Raw genomic sequence first — 15862 nt, 5'->3', positions numbered from 1 at the left:
TGTCAAGGCCCGCCGGCCAGCACCTTGTCCGGCGTGATCGGCGTACTGCGGATGCGCTTGCCGGTCGCGTGGTAGATCGCATTGCTGACCGCCGCCGCCACGCTGACTAAACCAATCTCTCCGACACCCTTGGCGCCCAGGCGGCTGACGATGCGGTCGTCCTCTTCGACGAAGATGACGTCGATGTCGTGGATGTCGGCATTCACCGCCACGTGGTATTCGGACAGATTGTGGTTCATGAAGCGCCCGAAGCGGTGGTCGGTCAGGCTTTCCTCGTGCAGCGCCTGGCTGATGCCCCAGACTACGCCGCCGACGATCTGGCTGCCGGCGGTCCTGGTGTTCATGATGCGCCCGGCGGCCACGGCGCTGACCACGCGCGTGACGCGCACCACGCCGAGGTCTTCGTCGACCCGCACTTCGACGAACACGGCCGAGTGCACCATGCGCCGGAACTTGCGCTGCTTTAGCATGTTCGGCAGCATCAGGTATTTTTCCTCGATGCGTTCGCGCCCGGCGCGCCCGACAATGGTGCCGAGCGAAATGAAGGTGTGCGGATCTTTTTTGAGACGCATGACGCCGCCCGCGAATTCCACGTCTTTCAAACGTTTGTCGCGGAAGGGCGAATCCGCCGCCGACTGGGCGTAGCGCAGCAGCGTCAGTTGCAGCTTCTCGCACACGCCCGCCACCGCCGAACCAACCGTCGCCACGTGCGACGAACCGCCCTCGATCGGCGCCGCCGGCAAGGTCGAATCGCCGAGTTGAAAGGTCACGCGCTCCAGCGGCAAGCCCATCGCTTCGGCGGCAATGGTCGCCATCACGGTATAGGTGCCGGTACCGATGTCGGTGGCGGCGCTCGACACCACCAGGCTGCCGTCCGCATGCATCACGGCGCTGGCGCGCGCGAACATTTGCATCGCATCCCAGACCCCGGTCGCCATGCCCCAGCCGACGTATTCGCTGCCCTCCTTGCGTGCGCGCGGCGCCAATGGCCGCTGCGACCAGCCGAAGCGTTCGGCGCCTTGTTCATAGCAGGCGCGCAGCTCCTTGCTCGAATACGGCTGGTCGTCGATCGGCGCGCGCTCGGCGTAATTCTTCAGGCGCAGCGCCAGCGGGTCCATCTCGAGCGCATAGGACAGCTCGTCCATCGCCACTTCGAGCGCATGCATGCCGTGCGCGGCGCCGGGGGCGCGCATGTCGATCGGCGTGTACTGGTCCAGGCTCACCAGTTTATAACCGAGCTTGATGTTGGCGCAGGCGTAGAGCAGGCCCGACCAGTTGACCACGACCTCGACGTAATCCTCGATCTGCGAGGTTTCGGCGATCGCTTCATGGCGGATCGAGGTCAGCGTGCCGTCGCGCTCGGCCGCGAGCTTGACCCATTGCACCGTCTCCGGACGGTGGCCGAAGCTGAACATCTGCTGGCGCGTCAGCTGCACCCGCACCGAGCGTTTCATGTGCAGCGAGGCCATCACGGCCAGCGTCAGCTGGTATTGCGGGCGCAGGCCGGAACCGAAGGCGCCGCCGACGTAGGGATTGCGCACGGTGACCTTGTCCTTCGACAGGCCGAACACGTGCGATACGTACCAGCGGCTGTTCTGCGAACTTTGCGTCTTGTCGTAAATCGTCAGGTGGCCATCCTCGTCGCGGATCACGGTCGAGGCGAACAGCTCGAGTGGATTGTGATGCTCGACGCCGTGATAGAACTCGGCCTCGATCTTGACCGGGGCGGCATGATAGGCTTTGTCGGCATCGCCCTTTTCCGGCGGCGGCGGCTCGTAGCCCGCTTTTAAGGGCCGCGGCTTGTAGGCGCGGTCCAGGTTTGCGGTAAGGCGGGTGTCGTGGTCCTCTTCCTCGTAGCGCACGCGCACCAGTGCCGCCGCGCGCCGCGCCGCTTCGAAGGTCTCGGCCAGCACCAGCGCCACCGGCTGGCCGTTGTAGATGATGCGGTCGTCGTAGAGCGGGCGGAATGGCGAGCCGGCCGGCGCCGTCATGTCCTTGTAGGCGATGTCGAAGGAGCGTACCTTCGGGCGGTTCAGGTGGCTCATCACCTCGACCACGCCCTCGATCTGCAGGGCGTCGAAGGTATCGATGTCGCGGATGCGGCCCTTGGCGACGGTGCCGCTGACGACGACGCCATACAGCATGTCGGTCGACGCATATTCGGCAGCGTAGCGGGCGTCGCCGGTGACCTTGGCGCGGCCATCGACGCGCGCCACGGCGGTGCCGGTGGCGACCTGGCCGGTGCCCGGTTCGGCGACGGGCGTTTTCAGGTCCTGGATCAGGTCAGTCATTCGGCTCTCCGGTATTGGGAACGGTGCCTTGCACCGCGGTCTGCAGCGCGCGCACGATCGCCTTGCGCGCCAGCCCGATCTTGAAATCGTTGTGGCCCTGGCCGGCGGCGTCCGCCAGCAGGACGTCGGCCACGCGCCCGAACAGGGCAGGGTCTTCGCGTTGCCCTTCCAGCAGCGCCTCGGCTTCCGGCTTGCGCCACGGTTTGTGGGCGACCGATCCGAGCGCGATGCGCGCGCTGCGGATGACGCCGTCGGCGCCGATGTCGAGCGCCGCCGCCACCGACACCAGTGCGAACGCATACGACAGGCGCTCGCGCACCTTGATGTAGGCCGAGTGCGCCGCGTAGCGGCGGGCGTCCGGCAAAGAAATATGGGTGATCAGTTCGTCGGCTTCGAGCACGGTGTCGTACTGCGGCGCGTCGCCCGGCAGGCGGTGGAATTCGGCGAAGGGGATGGCCCGTTTGCCGCGCACCGATTCGACGTGCACGGTCGCCTCCAATGCGGCCAGCGCCACGCACATGTCGGACGGGTGGGTGGCGATGCAGTGCTCGCTGGCGCCGAGGATCGCGTGCTGTTTGGTGATGCCGCCGATCGCCGAACAGCCGCTGCCCGGTTCGCGCTTGTTGCAAGGCGTGCCGACGTCATAAAAGTAAAAGCAGCGGGTCCGTTGCAGCAGGTTGCCGCCATTGCTTGCCATGTTGCGCAGCTGAGGCGAGGCGCCGGCGAGAATGGCGGCCGTGAGCAGCGGATAACGTTCGCGCACCAGCGGGTGGTAAGCGGTATCGGCATTGCGCGCCAGGGCGCCCAGGCGCAGGCCCGCTTCTTCTCCACCTTCGTCCTCCTCGATGGCATCGAGCGTGAGCCGGTTGATGTCGACCAGGCGGCCGGACACCATCACGCCTTCTTTCATGAGGTCGAGCAGGTTGGTGCCGCCGGCGATGAAACGCACGGCCTCGCCGGCGAAGCTGGCGTTGCCCGCCACCTGCGCCAGCGCGGCTTGCGGATTGTCGGCCTGGGAAAAAGTAAACGGGTTCATGCCGGCACCGTTCCGGTCACGACCGGGCGTTCGGCATTGTCTCCGCCATCGATGCCGGCGATGGCGCACACCGCCTTGCGGATGCCTGGATAGGCGCCGCAGCGGCACACGTTCCCGCTCATCAGTTCGCGCACCTCGGCGACGGTTTTGGCCTGCCCTTCGTTGATCAGGCCGATGGCCGAACAGATCTGGCCCGGGGTGCAGTAGCCGCACTGGAAGGCGTCGTTGTCGATGAAGGCTTGCTGCATCGGGTGCAGCTTGTTGCCCTCTGCCAGACCCTCGATGGTGGTGATCTCGCGGCCGTTCTGCATCAGGGCCAGCGTCATGCAGGAATTGATGCGCTTGCCGTCGACGAGGACGGTGCAGGCGCCGCACTGGCCATGGTCGCAGCCCTTTTTGGAACCGGTCAAGTCGAGGCGCTCGCGCAGCAGGTCCAGCAAGGTCACCCAGGCTTCGAGTTCCATGTCGTGTTGCTGGCCGTTGATGCGCAGGGTGAGCGGATAACGCTCGGGAGCGGTCATGGTGAATCCTTTCTGGGTGGTGTCGGCGTGCTGTGCAGGCGGCGTGGAATGGCCGGGAATGCTGTTGTCATTCCATTACAACCATCTTAGTAGCAAGCACTTGGTGACCGGCGCACAATAGCCGGGAGAACGCGGGTGTAGGGAAGGCTTGCCCGAAACCCGCGCCGGCTCAGGCCAGCTGGCTGGCCAGATCGAACTCGTCGATGAATGCGAGCAGGGCGCTGAGCGCCGCCGGGCGGTGGCTGCGGCCGGGATAGACGGCGTAATAGGTGTTGTCGAGCGGCGGGCAGGCCGGCAGCACGGGGTGCAGGCTGGCGGCGGCCAGGTCTGCGCGCACCATGAACCAGGGCAGCAAGGCGATGCCGGCGCCGGCCAGGCACAGGCCGCGCAGGGTATTCAAATTGTTGGCGCGCAGCGGCGCGCCGGCGGCGGCCACTTGCAACACCTTGCCCTCGCACTGCAGTGGCCAGTGCGGCAGCACGTCGTGCAGCAGCAACTGGTGGCGCGCCAGCTCGGCCGGGTGTTCCGGCACGCCATGCGCCGCCAGGTAGGAAGAAGAAGCCACCAGCACGCGCCGCACCGGGCCGATGCGGCGCGAGACGAACGAGGAGTCAGCCAGTTGGCCGGTGCGCAGGGCGAGGTCGATGCGTTCGGCCACCAGGTCGAGGTGGGCGTCGGTGATCACGCAATCGACGGTGACGGCCGGGTAACGCGCATAAAAGGCGGCGAGCAGCGGCGGCAGCAACAGAATGCCCGAGGCTTCCGGGGCCGTCAGGCGCAGGTGCCCTGCCGGCTGATCGCGCAGGCGGGAAATCGCCGCGTCGGCGGCGTGCGCGGCGTCGAGCATGGTCTGGCAATGCGTCAGGTACAGTTGCCCGGCCGCGGTCAGGCTCAGGCGGCGCGTGGTCCGGTGCAGCAGGCGCACGCCCAAGGTGCTTTCCAGCTCGGCCACGCGTGCACTGACAGTGGACTTCGGCAAACCGGTGGCGCTGGCGGCGCCCGTAAAACTGCCGCTGGCGGCGACCTGCACGAACAGCGCCATGGCGTCCAGCTTCATTGTTCACCCCGGTGGATAGTCTTTCCGGATTATAACGACTAATCATCGTAATCCAGAGCCGCTACACTGGGCCATGTCCATTCAATAAGAGGTTACCCATGAAAGCCATCGCCGCCTACGCATCCCTCCCCGCCTCCGACAGCAATGCGCTGCAGGACGTCGTTCTCGCTGATCCGGTTGCCAGCGGCCACGACCTGCTGGTGGAAGTCCATGCGGTCTCCGTCAACCCGGTCGACACCAAGGTGCGGCGCGGCTTGCCGGCAGAGGGCCAAGCCGAACCGAAAGTGCTGGGCTTCGATGCCAGCGGCATCGTGCGCGCCGTCGGCCCGGCGGTGACGCTGTTCAAGCCGGGCGACCGCGTCTGGTATGCCGGGGCGATCAACCGCCCCGGCAGCAACAGCGAACTGCAGCTGGTCGACGAGCGCATCGTCGGGCGCATGCCGACCTCGCTTGGCTTTGCCGAAGCGGCGGCGCTGCCGCTGACGGCGATCACGGCCTGGGAATTGCTGTTCGACCGCCTCGGCTTGGAGTTTGGCGGCCATGCGGGTGAAAAACTGCTGGTGGTGGGCGCGGCCGGTGGCGTCGGCTCGATCCTGGTGCAGCTGGCGCGCCAGCTGACCGGCATCACCGTGATCGGCACCGCCTCGCGCCCCGAAACGCGAGAATGGGCGCGCATCTTCGGCGCCCAGCACGTGATCGACCACAGCACCCCGCTCGATACGGCCTTGCAGGACGCCGGCCTGGGCGAAGTCGACTACGCCATCAGCCTGACCCACACGGATAAACATTTTATTTCACTCGTCAACGCCATCAAACCGCAAGGAAAACTGGCGCTGATCGACGACCCGGAGCCGATCGACGTGCGTTTATTAAAACGCAAAAGCATTTCGCTGCATTGGGAACTGATGTTTACGCGCTCGCTGTTCACCACCCCGGATATCCAGGCCCAGCACCGCCTGCTGAACGAGGTGGCGCAACTGGTCGACGACGGCCGCATCCGCACCACGCTGGCGCAGAACATGGGGACGATCAACGCCGACAACCTGCGGCGCGCCCACGCCTTTATCGAAAGCGGCGCGGCCAGCGGCAAGGTGGTGCTGGCCGGGTTTTAAAGGAACGATTTCAGGCGGTTTAAATTGTCTTTTGGCATTTATTGTCGAAAGAAAAAACTGCCTGAAAATGCATCAATTAAACGGTATTATCGTTTATATTATTAATATGAATTAAACGATATATACTGTATGTTTTACCGTCTGGTGCCGGGATTGTTCATGCGCGGCGCCGGGCAGTTTTCCGTGATGATCAGCGCGTCGATGCTGCGTTTGTGGTCGGCCAGCGTCGGCAAGCCGATGCGCCGGCGGCGCGCCTCGACGCGACCCGGGTCGTCCAGCGGGTAGTAATCCCAGCTGCAGGCGTCGACCGGGCGCAGCTGGGTGCCGTAGCGCTGCGGGCGCCCTTCCCTGACGGCCAGGCGGTCCGATGCCGTGGCGAGGTGGGTCATGGCGGCTTCGCCGTCGAGGGCGGCCAGTTCCAGCTGGCGCACGGCCTGGCGCTGCAAGGGTAGGTCGTCGGCGCGTTGCTGGACGATCAGCCAGGCCTGGCGCGCCGCTTCTTCTCCTTCGACGCTGCGCCGCGGCCAGCCGCAGGCCGCCATCAGGGCGCCCAGGCGCGCGCCGTTGGCGCGCTCGACCAGTGCCAGCTGGGCCAGGTGGCGTGCCGCCGCCGCATCCTCGGGCGGCGCCAGGTAATCGACCCGGCTGCGCACGGCATCGGCCGCTTCCGCCATGGTGGCCAGTTCCTGTGCATAGGCGCTGCAATCGGGCGCGGCCTGGGCCGGCGCCGCCAGTGCGGCCGACAGCGCAGCCATTGCCTGCAGTCTGCGAAGACGTTTCATCGTTTCGTTCTCAAAAAAGCAATGAATAAAGCGTAGCATAAGCAGGTGCTGGGATAACCCGGCGTTTATCCACAGGGAGATCCCATGAACGCGCCCGCATTTTTGCTGTCTCTGCTGTTGCTGCCCGCCGCCCTGCCCTCCCAGGCAGCCGACATGGACCAGGACGCGCTTTGGCAAAAGCTGCGCGGCGGCGGCGTCACGGTCCTGATGCGCCACGCGGCGACGGTGCCCGGCATCGGCGACCCACCCGGTTTCAAACTGGACCAGTGCCCGACCCAGCGCAACCTGTCCGAACGCGGCCGCGCCGATGCGCGCGCGGTCGGCGCCGCCTTCCGCCGTCACCAGGTCAACCCCGGCGCGGTCTGGTCGAGCCGCTGGTGCCGCTGCCTGGACACCGCGCGCCTGGCCTTCGGCCGCGCGCAACCGGAGCCAAGCCTGGACTCGATGTTCGAGGACGACGCCGGCGCCTCCTCCGCGAAACTGCGCGACCTGCGCGCACGCCTGGCCGCACGCACCGAGACCACGCCGCTGGTGCTGGTGACGCACGACGTCAACATCCGCGCCCTTACCGGAGAATCGCTGGCGCAGGGAGAAATAGTGCTGTTGGCAGGACGCGGCGGCAAGCTGGCGGTACTGGGGCGTCTTCCGGTACCCACCGCCGGAAAAGCGGCGCCGTGAATGTGCACATGCGCGCGCGTGGCCGTGTTCGGGCGTAGAATCGGCACGGCAGATTGATGAGAACACCTCCCGGGAGACCCGTCATGAAACGTTTTATGTTGCTCACCGCCGGACTGCTGTTCAGCGCCGGCACCCTGGCCCACCACGGCTGGAGCGAATACCAGGCCGACAAGCCGCTCGACCTGTCCGGCACCATCGAACAGGCCGGCTACGAACAGCCGCACGGCTTCGTGCGCCTGAAAACGGCCGACAAGACCTGGCTGGTCGTACTGGCGCCGCCCTCGCGCATGGAAAGCCGGGGTCTGGCGCGCGAAAAACTGGTCGCCGGCCAAAAGGCGAGCGTGCATGGCTACCCGCACCGCAGCAAGGGCGATGAATTGCGCGCCGAAAACATCACGATCGAGGGCAAGAAGGTGGAGTTGCGCTGATGGCGGACGCCCGCGTTCTGGATACGCTGGCGGCAACGCCCTTGTCGGTGGCAATGCGCGAGGGTACCTGGCTGTACCCGATCGTCGAGATCGTCCATATCGCCGGCTTTGCGGTGCTGGTCGGCAGCGTCGTGCTGTTCGACCTGCGTGTGCTCGGCTGGGCGCGCACGCTGCCGGTCGTCGCCTTGGGCAACCACCTGCTGCGCTGGGCGCTGGCGAGCATGTTGCTGGTGGTGCCGGCCGGGGTATTGCTGTTCAGCGCGCACCCGGTCGAGCTGGCGAACAATCCCGCCTTTTTGCTGAAACTGGTGTTGATCGCCCTGGCCGGCCTGAATGCGCTCGCTTTTCATTTACTGCCGTATCGCAGCGTCGCCGGCTGGGACCGCGAGCATGCGGCGCCGCCATTGGCACGCTGCGGCGCCGCGCTGTCGATCCTGCTCTGGCTGGGCGTGATCACCTGCGGCCGCCTGCTGGCCTATCTGTAGTCGCGCCTGCGGCCCGGCCTGCTGCATGCTACAGTGACCATCCCGAATAACCGCATCCGTGCCAGCATGCTGAAACCCGCCGCCGCCCTCACCGCAATCGTCCTCGCAGGCTGCGCCTGCAATGCCGCCGTGGCGGCCATCCCCGTCTACGGCTTTATCGTCAAGAACACCTATCCGCACGATCCGCAGGCGTTTACGCAGGGACTGTTCTTCCGCGACGGCCACCTGTTCGAGACGACCGGACTGACCGGCCGCTCGACCCTGCGCCGCCTCGACCTGAAAACAGGCAAGGTGCTGCAAAAGACCGACTTGCCGAACGACGTGTTCGGCGAAGGGTCTACTGCCGTCGGCGACAACATCCTCGGCCTGACCTGGCAATCGAAGACCGGCTATGTATTCGACGCCAAAACCTTCACCTTGAAAGGCAAGTTTCCCTACCAAGGCGAAGGCTGGGGCCTGGCCAGCGATGCGAAATATGTCTACATGAGCGACGGCAGCGCCAGCATCCGCGTGCTCGATCCGGGCTCGTTAAAAGAAGTGCGGCGCGTACAGGTGACGGCCGACGGCAAGCCGATCGACTCCCTGAACGAACTGGAGATCGTCGACGGCGAACTGTATGCGAACGTCTGGGGCACCGACATCATCGCCCGCATCGATCCCGGCTCGGGCAAGGTGACCGGCTGGATCGACCTGACAAACTTGCTGCCGCGCGAAAAACGCGGCACCAGCTCGGCCGACGCCGTCCTCAACGGCATCGCCTGGGACGGCAAGCACCGCAAGCTCTACGTGACCGGCAAGTTCTGGCCGAAACTGTTCGAGATCGAGCTGGTACGCTTCGAAGGCAGATGAATTACCCGACCACCGAAATGACCACCTTGCCGAAGTGCGAACCCGATTCCATGTAGCGGTAGGCTTCCTTCGCCTCATCGAAACCGAACACGCGGTCGACCACCGGCTTGATCGCGTTGATCGCGGCAAAGCGCATCACCTGCTCCAGCATCAGGCGGCTGCCGACGAAAATGCCGACCATGCGCTTGGCGCCGCCCAGTAAAGTCGCCGGATTGACTTCGCCGCCAAAGCCGCTGACGCCGCCGATGATCGCCACGCTGCCGCCCATCGCGCACGACGCCACCGAGCGATTCACGGTGCCCTGCCCGCCCACTTCCAGCACCACGTCGGCGCCGACGCCGTGGGTCGCGCGCAAGACTTCGTCCTGCCATTCCGGCGTGGTGCGGTAATTGATGGTGTGGTGCGCACCGAGTTCACGGGCACGCTGCAGTTTTTCGTCGGACGACGAGGTGATGATCGTGCGCAGCCCGGCCGCGCGCGCCAGCTGCAAGCCCAGCACCGACACGCCGCCGGTGCCCAGCAGCAGCACGGTATCGCCCGGCTTGATGGCGTTGCTCGACTCGAACATCGCATTCCAGGCGGTGACGCCGGCGCACGGCATGGTCGACGCCTCGACATAATTCAACTGCGGCGGAATTTTTGCCAGCGCATCTTCGTGCAGCACGACTTCTTGCGCCAGCATGCCGTCGATGTCGCCGCCCAGCGCATGGCGGATTTTACTCGGAGACGTGCGCCCATCCTGCCAGTGCGGGAAGAAGGAGCCGGCGACGCGGTCGCCTACCTGCAGCCGGGTCACGCCATGGCCGACGGCCAGCACTTCGCCGGCGCCGTCCGAGCAGGGAATGATCGGGTCATCCACATTCACCAGATAATTGCCGCTGGCAACCATCAAGTCGCGGTAGTTGAGCGACACCGCGTGCACGCGCACCCGCACCTCGCCATTCGCCAATTCGCGCTGGGGAAAATCCACGCACTGCAAACCGTCGATATTGTCGCCCGGCAGAATCTGGTAAGCCCGCATTGTCTTCTCCTGGAAGTGGTCTAGTAGCCGGCAATTCTACTGCGCGCGCCGCAGCGCCGTGTTCCGTTTGCCGGGACTCACATCGGCTTGGCCACCATCAGCCAGAAGATCACGACGAACGCGACAAATGCCGGCACCCCGAGCGCGACCCAGGTTTTGAAGAGACGCCAGTATTGCGGCGGCAGCGCGCTGTTCGTGCGCGCCGCCTCGGCCGCCAGGTCGCGCAAGCGCATCTGGATCCACACCACCGGCAGCCAGCAGGCGCCGGCCAGCACATATAAAGCGATCGACCACATGATCCATGTGCTGTGCAGCGGATAACCGGCCAGGTGGATCATGTAGAAGCCGGTCGCCGGTTGGATGATGGCGGTGGTCGCCGTAAACACCCAGTCGGCGATCACGACGTTGCGGCTGACCACGGCGATCGCGCGCACGTCGCGGCTGATATTCGCAAACAGCATGTACCAGGCCGAACCAATGCCAGTGCCGAACAAAAAGGTCGACGACAGGATGTGCAGCCATTTGATAACGACATACTCCATTATTCCTCCAGCTCGTATAACAGCCAAATGGCCGCCAGCATCGGCAGGTTTTTCGTCAGCGGCCCGTACGGATGCAATAAAAATTCAGGCAATTTGAACGCTATCACGACCGTATAAAAACCGATCAAGCCCAATTGTGCGAGCCATAGCCAGCGCCGCCGCGGCAGGAAAGCGATGCCCAGGCCGAGCAGCAAGTCAAAACTCGCGGCGCCGTACAGCATCAGCGGCTGCAGCGCCGGCGGGATGCCGGTGCGCGCCAGCAGCTCGTAGCTGGCCTCGACCGGATACAGGCCAAAGGAAACGATGGCGGTGGCGATCCAGACGACGACGATGCTCCAGCGCAGGGTCGGCAGCAGCCAGCCGAGTTTGGCAAGGGTGCGCTCGGCGCGCGCGTCGGTAACGAAACTGGCGATCGGCGCCGGCGGCCGGCCCAGCAAATGGGTGATCACGGCGGCGTCGCCCGTATTGCCGCGGTCGAGCATGCGTAGCGCGTCTTCGTCGAGCAGCGCGCCGGGCAGCCAGCGTCCGGCCTTGGCCAGCAGCCGCGCCATCGGGCCGGGCAACGGCAGCACCCATTGGCGTCCTCGAATACCGAGGGCACTACGCAGGCGCGCCAGGTAATCGCTGAACGACAGCGCCTCGGGGCCGACCAGCGGTACGCGCATGGCGGTGCTGCCCGGAGATAGCGGCAGGCGGTGACGCAGCAGGGCGACGATCGCCGCCACCACGTCGTCGACGTGCACCGGCTGCACCAGTTGCGGCGCGCTGCCGAAGCGCAGCGACAAGGGCATGCTGGCCAGGGTTTTAAACACCGCGGCGCTGGCGCCTTCCTTGCCGTAGACCAGCGAGGGCTGGACGATGTAGGCGCGCAGCGGCAGAGAAGCGAGGTAGTCGTCGGCCGCCTTTTTCGACAGGTGGTAGCGGCTGTCGGCCTGGGCGTCGGCGCCCAGCGCGGACAACTGGATCACCATGCGCACGTCGTCGGATTCGGCGCAGGCGGCGAACAGCGCGCGCGGGGCCAGCGTATGCAGGCGCTCGAAGCTTTGCCGGCCCGACTCGCGGAAAATCCCGACCGTGTTGATGACGGCTTCGACCCTGGAAAGGCGCGCCAGCCAAACCGATTTGTCGGTATCGTTGGCGAAGTCAGCTTGAATATAGCTCAGGCGCGGATCGGTGCTCGTTTTGGGTGTGCGCACGGCGCAGACGACGTGGTGGCCTTCGGCCAGCAAGGCCTGTACCAGATGCTGTCCAATGAAACCGCTGGCGCCGGTGAGCAAGATCCGCATGCAATTCCTTTTACCGACCGATTTATCGAGTCATGACAAGTTAGCGAGGACGATCACTATGTCAGATTGGAACACTTCATTACAACGCGGCCTGATCGGTGGCGCCGCATCGAGCGTCGTCTCGACCGCCGCGCTGGCCCTGCTCGGCCGTTCCGAAGCCGGCAGCGCGTATGCGCCGACCAACGCCGTCAGCCACTGGATCTGGGGCGACGAAGCGGCCGAGCACGACGGCTTTTCGCTGAAGTACACGATCACCGGCTACCTGATCCACCACGCCAGTTCCACCTTCTGGTCGGTGCTGTTCGAAAAACTGGTCGGCGAAAAGCTCGACCGCAAGGATTTAAGGGTGACACTGGCCGCATCCGCCGCCACTTCCGCCATTGCCTGCTTCGCCGACTACAAGATGACGCCGCAGCGCCTGAAACCGGGTTACGAAAAGCGCCTCTCGAAAAAATCGCTGGCCGGTGTGTATGCGGCATTCGCCGTCGGCCTGGCGCTGGGCGCGATCGCCCTGCGCAAGCGTTGACAGCCGGGCCAGTCTAGAGCAGGCGAGGAAATCGTGCCGCCCTATATCTACGTGCTGCTCCTGCATGGTGTGCTGGGCTTTCTCGACATCGTCGTCAACCACGAATTGCTGGCGAAACTGCCGAAACGCGGCGACGCCGCACCCGAGGAAGCGCTGCACGCCGCGCGCGAAACCATCTTCGCCAGCCTGTTCGCCTGCCTGGCCTGGTACGAGTGGCATGGCGCCTGGGTCTGGTGGATCGGCGCGCTGCTGCTGTGCGAAGTGATCGTCTCGGCGCGCGACGTCATCGTCGAGGGAGATACGCGCATCCTGCCGACATCGGAACGGGTACTGCACCTGCTGCTGTTCATCAGTCTCGGCGTGCTGATCACCCTGGTCGCGTATGCGCTCGTATGGTGGCATGGCGCGCCGACGGCGGTCGTGCGCGTCGATTACGGCTGGGCCAGCTGGGCGCTGACGGCGATGTCGGTGCTCTCCTTTGTGTGGGCCGTGCGCGATGGCGTCGCGGCCGGCAGGCGCCGGACGGTCGCGGCGGCGCAATAAACACTGAATGAAAAAACGCGCCCGCGGCAACATCCCGGGCGCGTTTCATTTGATGGTCTTCAGAACGCGTAGTTGGCGCGTGCGTACACAAACCGGCCGGAACGTCCGAATGGCGAATAGTTCGAGAACGGCGTATTCCCGGTCGTGTTCAGTGCCGGCGGCAGCGTTTCCGGGTACTGGTCGAAGACGTTGTCGGCGCCGAGCGCCAGCGTCATCTTCGGCGTCAGGGCGTAGCGCGCCTCGAGGTCGACGATGGTTTTCGCGCCCAGCTGGAAGTCCAGCGCCGCGGTGGTGCCCGGCGTCATGGTCTTGCCATAGCGGGTGGCGCGCGCGGTGGCGCCCCATTGCCCCAGTTTCCAGTTCAGGTTGGCGCTGAACTTGTTCTTCGGCTGGCCTTCCTCGATGGCGATGATGTTGACGCGGTCGAACAGCGCCGGCGCCGGGTTCAGCGCCGCCAGCTGGGCCGTGACCGGGGTCCTGGTGACTTCGGTACTGTTGAAATTGGCCGCCAGCGTGGTGTCGAAGCGCCCGGCCGCGCCGGCATTCACCGGCCAGTTCATGACGATGTCGACGCCGTCGGTGGTGGTGTCGACGCCATTGATGAAGAAGCGTCCGCCGCCGACGCCGATGAACCCCTGGGACACGATGTAATTGCGCACGTTCGCCTGCAGCAGGTTTTCCGACAAGACGATGCGGTCGCGGATTTTGATGCGGTAGGCGTCGATCGTCAGGCTGACGCGGTCGAAGCGCAGCACCGCGCCGAGCGACAGGTTGACCGATTTTTCGGCATCGAGCGGCTGCGCGCCGAGCGCCACGGCCACCGGATCGGTCGGTTTGAAGGTGGTGATCTCGTAGGGCACGCCGTCGACGAAATTGGTCGAGGTCGACGTGAAATTCTGCTGCTGCGGCGACGGCGCCCTGAAACCGTTCTGCAGCGAGCCGCGCAGGGCGAAATTCTTGGTGAAATCGTAGCGGCCGGCGATCTTGCCGGCCAGGCTTTCGCCGAAGTCCGAGTAATGTTCGCCACGCACCGCAACCGAGGCCAGCAGTTGCGGGGTGATGTTCGCCTCCAGGTCGACAAAGGCGCCGACCGCGGTGCGGTGGGTGTCGATTTCGTTGGAGGGACGGAAGCCCGGGAACACCTGGGCGCCCGGCGCGGCCGGGGTGCCGTTGGCCAGCACCTGGCCGCCGTAGCGGTAGGAGTCCGGTTCACCGGCAAACAGTTCGTAACCTTCGCGCCGCACTTCGGTGCCGACGGCGATGTTCAGCGGCGAGGACAGGCCGGCGAGGTCGAGCGTACGCACGCCGGTGAGATTGAACACCAGCTGGTCGTACGCGAAGCCGCCGGCGTCGAATTCGGTTTTGCTGGACGGGCCGATCGAGCGGTTCAGGGTGTTCTGGATTTCGAACTGCATCTTGTTCTTGCCGTAGCCGAGCGACGTGTCCATGTCCCAGCTGCCCAGCGACCAGGTCACGCCGCCGGTGAGGCTGAAGTCGTCCACGGTGGGAGCGATCACCGGCAGGAAGCCGTCCGGATAGATCGCCGGGATGTTGCGCGCATCCTGGGCCGGGCGGAAATAGCCGGACGAACGCGCCTCCCTCTTCTGGTAGCTGGCCCAGCCATACACCTTGACGCCGTTGCCAAGGTCGTTGCCGGCATTGGCGAACAGGGTCGTCTGCTGCATTTCCGGGTCGCCGTACCAGGCATTGAAGCGGTCGATCGTGTTTTCGCGCGGGTCAAAGGCGCCGTTCGCCAGTCTCGGGTATTGCTGGCGCACGTCGTAGCCGCCGCGCTCGGTGCGCGACTGGTCCTTGTATTCGGCAGCGATGGTCAGGTGGCCGGTCTCGCCGAGCGCCAAACCTTTCCAGACGCTGACGGTGGCACTCTGGCCGTCGGTGCGCTCGCGCGAAGCGGGGCCGGACCAGGTGCCGCCCGCCGGCGTGACGTCGTTGAACAGGTCGTATTCGGTAAAGCGCGCGCCATAGGTGACGCTGGCTTCGCCGCCGTCGCGGTCGTTGCGCAGGCGCAGGTTGATGACGCCGGAGATCGCGTCCGACCCGTACTGGGCGGCGGCGCCGTCGCGCAGCACCTCGATGTTTTTCACGATCGCGGTCGGGATCGTGTTCATGTCGACCGCCGCCGAGCCGCGCCCGACGCTGCCGTTCAGGTTGACGAGCGAGGAGCTGTGGCGGCGCTTGGAATTGACCAGCACCAGGGTCTGGTCGGGCGCCATGCCGCGCAGCGTGGCCGGGCGGATGGTGTCGGTGCCGTCGGTGAGCGAGGGACGGGGGAAGTTCAGCGAGGGTAAGGCCACCGACAGCGCCTGGTTCATCTCGGTGGTGCCGGTGTTTTTCAGGGTCTCGGCCGAGATGATGTCGACCGCGGCGGCGGTGTCGAGCGCGCTGCGGTTGGCCACGCGCGTACCCGTGACCACGACCGTTGCAGCGGCCCCTTCGGTAGCGGTGCTGTCCTGGCTCTGGGGCTGGGTTTGTGCTTGACTCGTGCCTGCAAACAGCGCGGCGATGGACAGGGCCAGCACCGTTTTCTTCGTCGTTCCTTGCATTGAATTCCCCTCGCATGATTGAACTGAGCAGCTGCTTGCATCGCTGCCTGCTCAGTTCAGTCTGGAGGGCGCACCCGGGCATGTCAATTTGCCACGGGCGCTGTAGTACAGAAAGCAACAGTTGTAATTACGTAAGGATGA

General features: G+C 65.3%; 16 protein-coding genes. 7 read left to right on the top strand and 9 right to left on the bottom strand.

Annotated features, from left to right (window positions below; genetic code table 11):
- Nucleotides 1-2 precede the first annotated feature (2 nt).
- The 4 genes from AC56LG_RS13815 to AC56LG_RS13800 all read right to left on the bottom strand — a co-directional run bounded on the left by AC56LG_RS13815 (nt 3) and on the right by AC56LG_RS13800 (nt 4905).
- The gene (locus AC56LG_RS13815; RefSeq protein ID WP_497166650.1) at nt 3-2291 is read right to left on the bottom strand and encodes a xanthine dehydrogenase family protein molybdopterin-binding subunit; all 2289 of its coding nucleotides are present in this window, start codon (nt 2289-2291) and stop codon (nt 3-5) included.
- The gene (locus AC56LG_RS13810) at nt 2284-3327 is read right to left on the bottom strand and encodes an FAD binding domain-containing protein (protein WP_497166649.1); all 1044 of its coding nucleotides are present in this window, start codon (nt 3325-3327) and stop codon (nt 2284-2286) included. Before AC56LG_RS13810 ends, AC56LG_RS13815 begins: the two co-directional genes overlap by 8 nt.
- Entirely contained in the window at nt 3324-3848 is a 525-nt protein-coding gene (locus AC56LG_RS13805; RefSeq protein ID WP_497166648.1) for a (2Fe-2S)-binding protein, read from the bottom strand. Before AC56LG_RS13805 ends, AC56LG_RS13810 begins: the two co-directional genes overlap by 4 nt.
- A gap of 169 nt (nt 3849-4017) precedes the next feature.
- Nucleotides 4018-4905, bottom strand: coding sequence for a LysR family transcriptional regulator (locus AC56LG_RS13800; protein ID WP_497166647.1), 888 nt, complete (start codon nt 4903-4905; stop codon nt 4018-4020).
- 98 nt (nt 4906-5003) lie between these two features.
- Here AC56LG_RS13800 and AC56LG_RS13795 point away from each other — a divergent pair, with 98 nt between their 5' ends.
- Nucleotides 5004-6017 (top strand): zinc-binding alcohol dehydrogenase family protein, encoded by a 1014-nt coding sequence (locus tag AC56LG_RS13795; RefSeq protein ID WP_497166646.1) that lies wholly within the window; start codon nt 5004-5006, stop codon nt 6015-6017.
- 134 nt (nt 6018-6151) lie between these two features.
- Here the strand turns inward: AC56LG_RS13795 and AC56LG_RS13790 are convergent, their stop codons facing one another.
- Nucleotides 6152-6799, bottom strand: a complete 648-nt coding sequence (locus AC56LG_RS13790; RefSeq protein ID WP_497166645.1) for a DUF6624 domain-containing protein — start codon at nt 6797-6799, stop codon at nt 6152-6154.
- A gap of 84 nt (nt 6800-6883) precedes the next feature.
- On the opposite strand from AC56LG_RS13790, the gene AC56LG_RS13785 reads away from it, so the two are divergent.
- The 4 genes from AC56LG_RS13785 to AC56LG_RS13770 all read left to right on the top strand — a co-directional run bounded on the left by AC56LG_RS13785 (nt 6884) and on the right by AC56LG_RS13770 (nt 9239).
- Complete coding sequence (locus tag AC56LG_RS13785) at nt 6884-7477, top strand: histidine phosphatase family protein (RefSeq protein WP_497166644.1); 594 nt, start codon at nt 6884-6886, stop codon at nt 7475-7477.
- An 83-nt stretch (nt 7478-7560) separates the two neighbouring features.
- A complete protein-coding gene (locus tag AC56LG_RS13780) occupies nt 7561-7905 on the top strand; it encodes a DUF6152 family protein (protein ID WP_497166643.1) in 345 nt (114 codons plus the stop codon).
- Nucleotides 7905-8390 carry a DUF6644 family protein gene (locus tag AC56LG_RS13775; RefSeq protein WP_497166642.1) on the top strand — a complete coding sequence of 162 codons (486 nt, stop codon included), beginning with the start codon at nt 7905-7907 and terminating at the stop codon, nt 8388-8390. Before AC56LG_RS13780 ends, AC56LG_RS13775 begins: the two co-directional genes overlap by 1 nt.
- A gap of 33 nt (nt 8391-8423) precedes the next feature.
- Nucleotides 8424-9239, top strand: a complete 816-nt coding sequence (locus AC56LG_RS13770; protein ID WP_497166641.1) for a glutaminyl-peptide cyclotransferase — start codon at nt 8424-8426, stop codon at nt 9237-9239.
- Between the two features lies 1 nt (nt 9240).
- Here the strand turns inward: AC56LG_RS13770 and AC56LG_RS13765 are convergent, their stop codons facing one another.
- The 3 genes from AC56LG_RS13765 to AC56LG_RS13755 form a co-directional block, all read right to left on the bottom strand.
- Complete coding sequence (locus tag AC56LG_RS13765) at nt 9241-10260, bottom strand: zinc-dependent alcohol dehydrogenase family protein (RefSeq protein WP_497166640.1); 1020 nt, start codon at nt 10258-10260, stop codon at nt 9241-9243.
- 77 nt (nt 10261-10337) lie between these two features.
- Complete coding sequence (locus AC56LG_RS13760; protein ID WP_497166639.1) at nt 10338-10802, bottom strand: DUF2269 family protein; 465 nt, start codon at nt 10800-10802, stop codon at nt 10338-10340.
- The gene (locus tag AC56LG_RS13755) at nt 10802-12088 is read right to left on the bottom strand and encodes an SDR family oxidoreductase (RefSeq protein WP_497166638.1); all 1287 of its coding nucleotides are present in this window, start codon (nt 12086-12088) and stop codon (nt 10802-10804) included. Before AC56LG_RS13755 ends, AC56LG_RS13760 begins: the two co-directional genes overlap by 1 nt.
- Before the next feature lie 58 nt (nt 12089-12146).
- On the opposite strand from AC56LG_RS13755, the gene AC56LG_RS13750 reads away from it, so the two are divergent.
- Together AC56LG_RS13750 and AC56LG_RS13745 are read left to right on the top strand one after the other, a co-directional pair.
- Nucleotides 12147-12614 (top strand): hypothetical protein, encoded by a 468-nt coding sequence (locus tag AC56LG_RS13750; RefSeq protein ID WP_497166637.1) that lies wholly within the window; start codon nt 12147-12149, stop codon nt 12612-12614.
- A gap of 33 nt (nt 12615-12647) precedes the next feature.
- Nucleotides 12648-13157, top strand: coding sequence for a hypothetical protein (locus AC56LG_RS13745; RefSeq protein WP_497166636.1), 510 nt, complete (start codon nt 12648-12650; stop codon nt 13155-13157).
- Nucleotides 13158-13216: 59 nt separating this feature from the next.
- Here the strand turns inward: AC56LG_RS13745 and AC56LG_RS13740 are convergent, their stop codons facing one another.
- Entirely contained in the window at nt 13217-15721 is a 2505-nt protein-coding gene (locus AC56LG_RS13740; protein WP_497166635.1) for a TonB-dependent receptor plug domain-containing protein, read from the bottom strand.
- Nucleotides 15722-15862 lie beyond the last annotated feature (141 nt).

The organism is Telluria sp. ZB2R32, assembly GCF_059685715.1.
Note: the sequence above shows the minus strand (reverse complement) of the source record. Positions and strands in the feature narration are given on the sequence as shown.

What these genes read in the sequence shown, in the direction of transcription:
- AC56LG_RS13785 (WP_497166644.1), top strand. Translation starts at nt 6,884, where the DNA reads ATGAACGCGCCCGCATTTTTGCTGTCTCTGCTGTTGCTGCCCGCCGCC.
- AC56LG_RS13780 (WP_497166643.1), top strand. Translation starts at nt 7,561, where the DNA reads ATGAAACGTTTTATGTTGCTCACCGCCGGACTGCTGTTCAGCGCCGGC.
- AC56LG_RS13750 (WP_497166637.1), top strand. Translation starts at nt 12,147, where the DNA reads ATGTCAGATTGGAACACTTCATTACAACGCGGCCTGATCGGTGGCGCC.
- AC56LG_RS13775 (WP_497166642.1), top strand. Translation starts at nt 7,905, where the DNA reads ATGGCGGACGCCCGCGTTCTGGATACGCTGGCGGCAACGCCCTTGTCG.
- AC56LG_RS13810 (WP_497166649.1), bottom strand. Translation starts at nt 3,327, where the DNA reads ATGAACCCGTTTACTTTTTCCCAGGCCGACAATCCGCAAGCCGCGCTG.
- AC56LG_RS13790 (WP_497166645.1), bottom strand. Translation starts at nt 6,799, where the DNA reads ATGAAACGTCTTCGCAGACTGCAGGCAATGGCTGCGCTGTCGGCCGCA.
- AC56LG_RS13765 (WP_497166640.1), bottom strand. Translation starts at nt 10,260, where the DNA reads ATGCGGGCTTACCAGATTCTGCCGGGCGACAATATCGACGGTTTGCAG.
- AC56LG_RS13795 (WP_497166646.1), top strand. Translation starts at nt 5,004, where the DNA reads ATGAAAGCCATCGCCGCCTACGCATCCCTCCCCGCCTCCGACAGCAAT.
- AC56LG_RS13740 (WP_497166635.1), bottom strand. Translation starts at nt 15,721, where the DNA reads ATGCAAGGAACGACGAAGAAAACGGTGCTGGCCCTGTCCATCGCCGCG.
- AC56LG_RS13805 (WP_497166648.1), bottom strand. Translation starts at nt 3,848, where the DNA reads ATGACCGCTCCCGAGCGTTATCCGCTCACCCTGCGCATCAACGGCCAG.
- AC56LG_RS13755 (WP_497166638.1), bottom strand. Translation starts at nt 12,088, where the DNA reads ATGCGGATCTTGCTCACCGGCGCCAGCGGTTTCATTGGACAGCATCTG.
- AC56LG_RS13760 (WP_497166639.1), bottom strand. Translation starts at nt 10,802, where the DNA reads ATGGAGTATGTCGTTATCAAATGGCTGCACATCCTGTCGTCGACCTTT.
- AC56LG_RS13815 (WP_497166650.1), bottom strand. Translation starts at nt 2,291, where the DNA reads ATGACTGACCTGATCCAGGACCTGAAAACGCCCGTCGCCGAACCGGGC.
- AC56LG_RS13800 (WP_497166647.1), bottom strand. Translation starts at nt 4,905, where the DNA reads ATGAAGCTGGACGCCATGGCGCTGTTCGTGCAGGTCGCCGCCAGCGGC.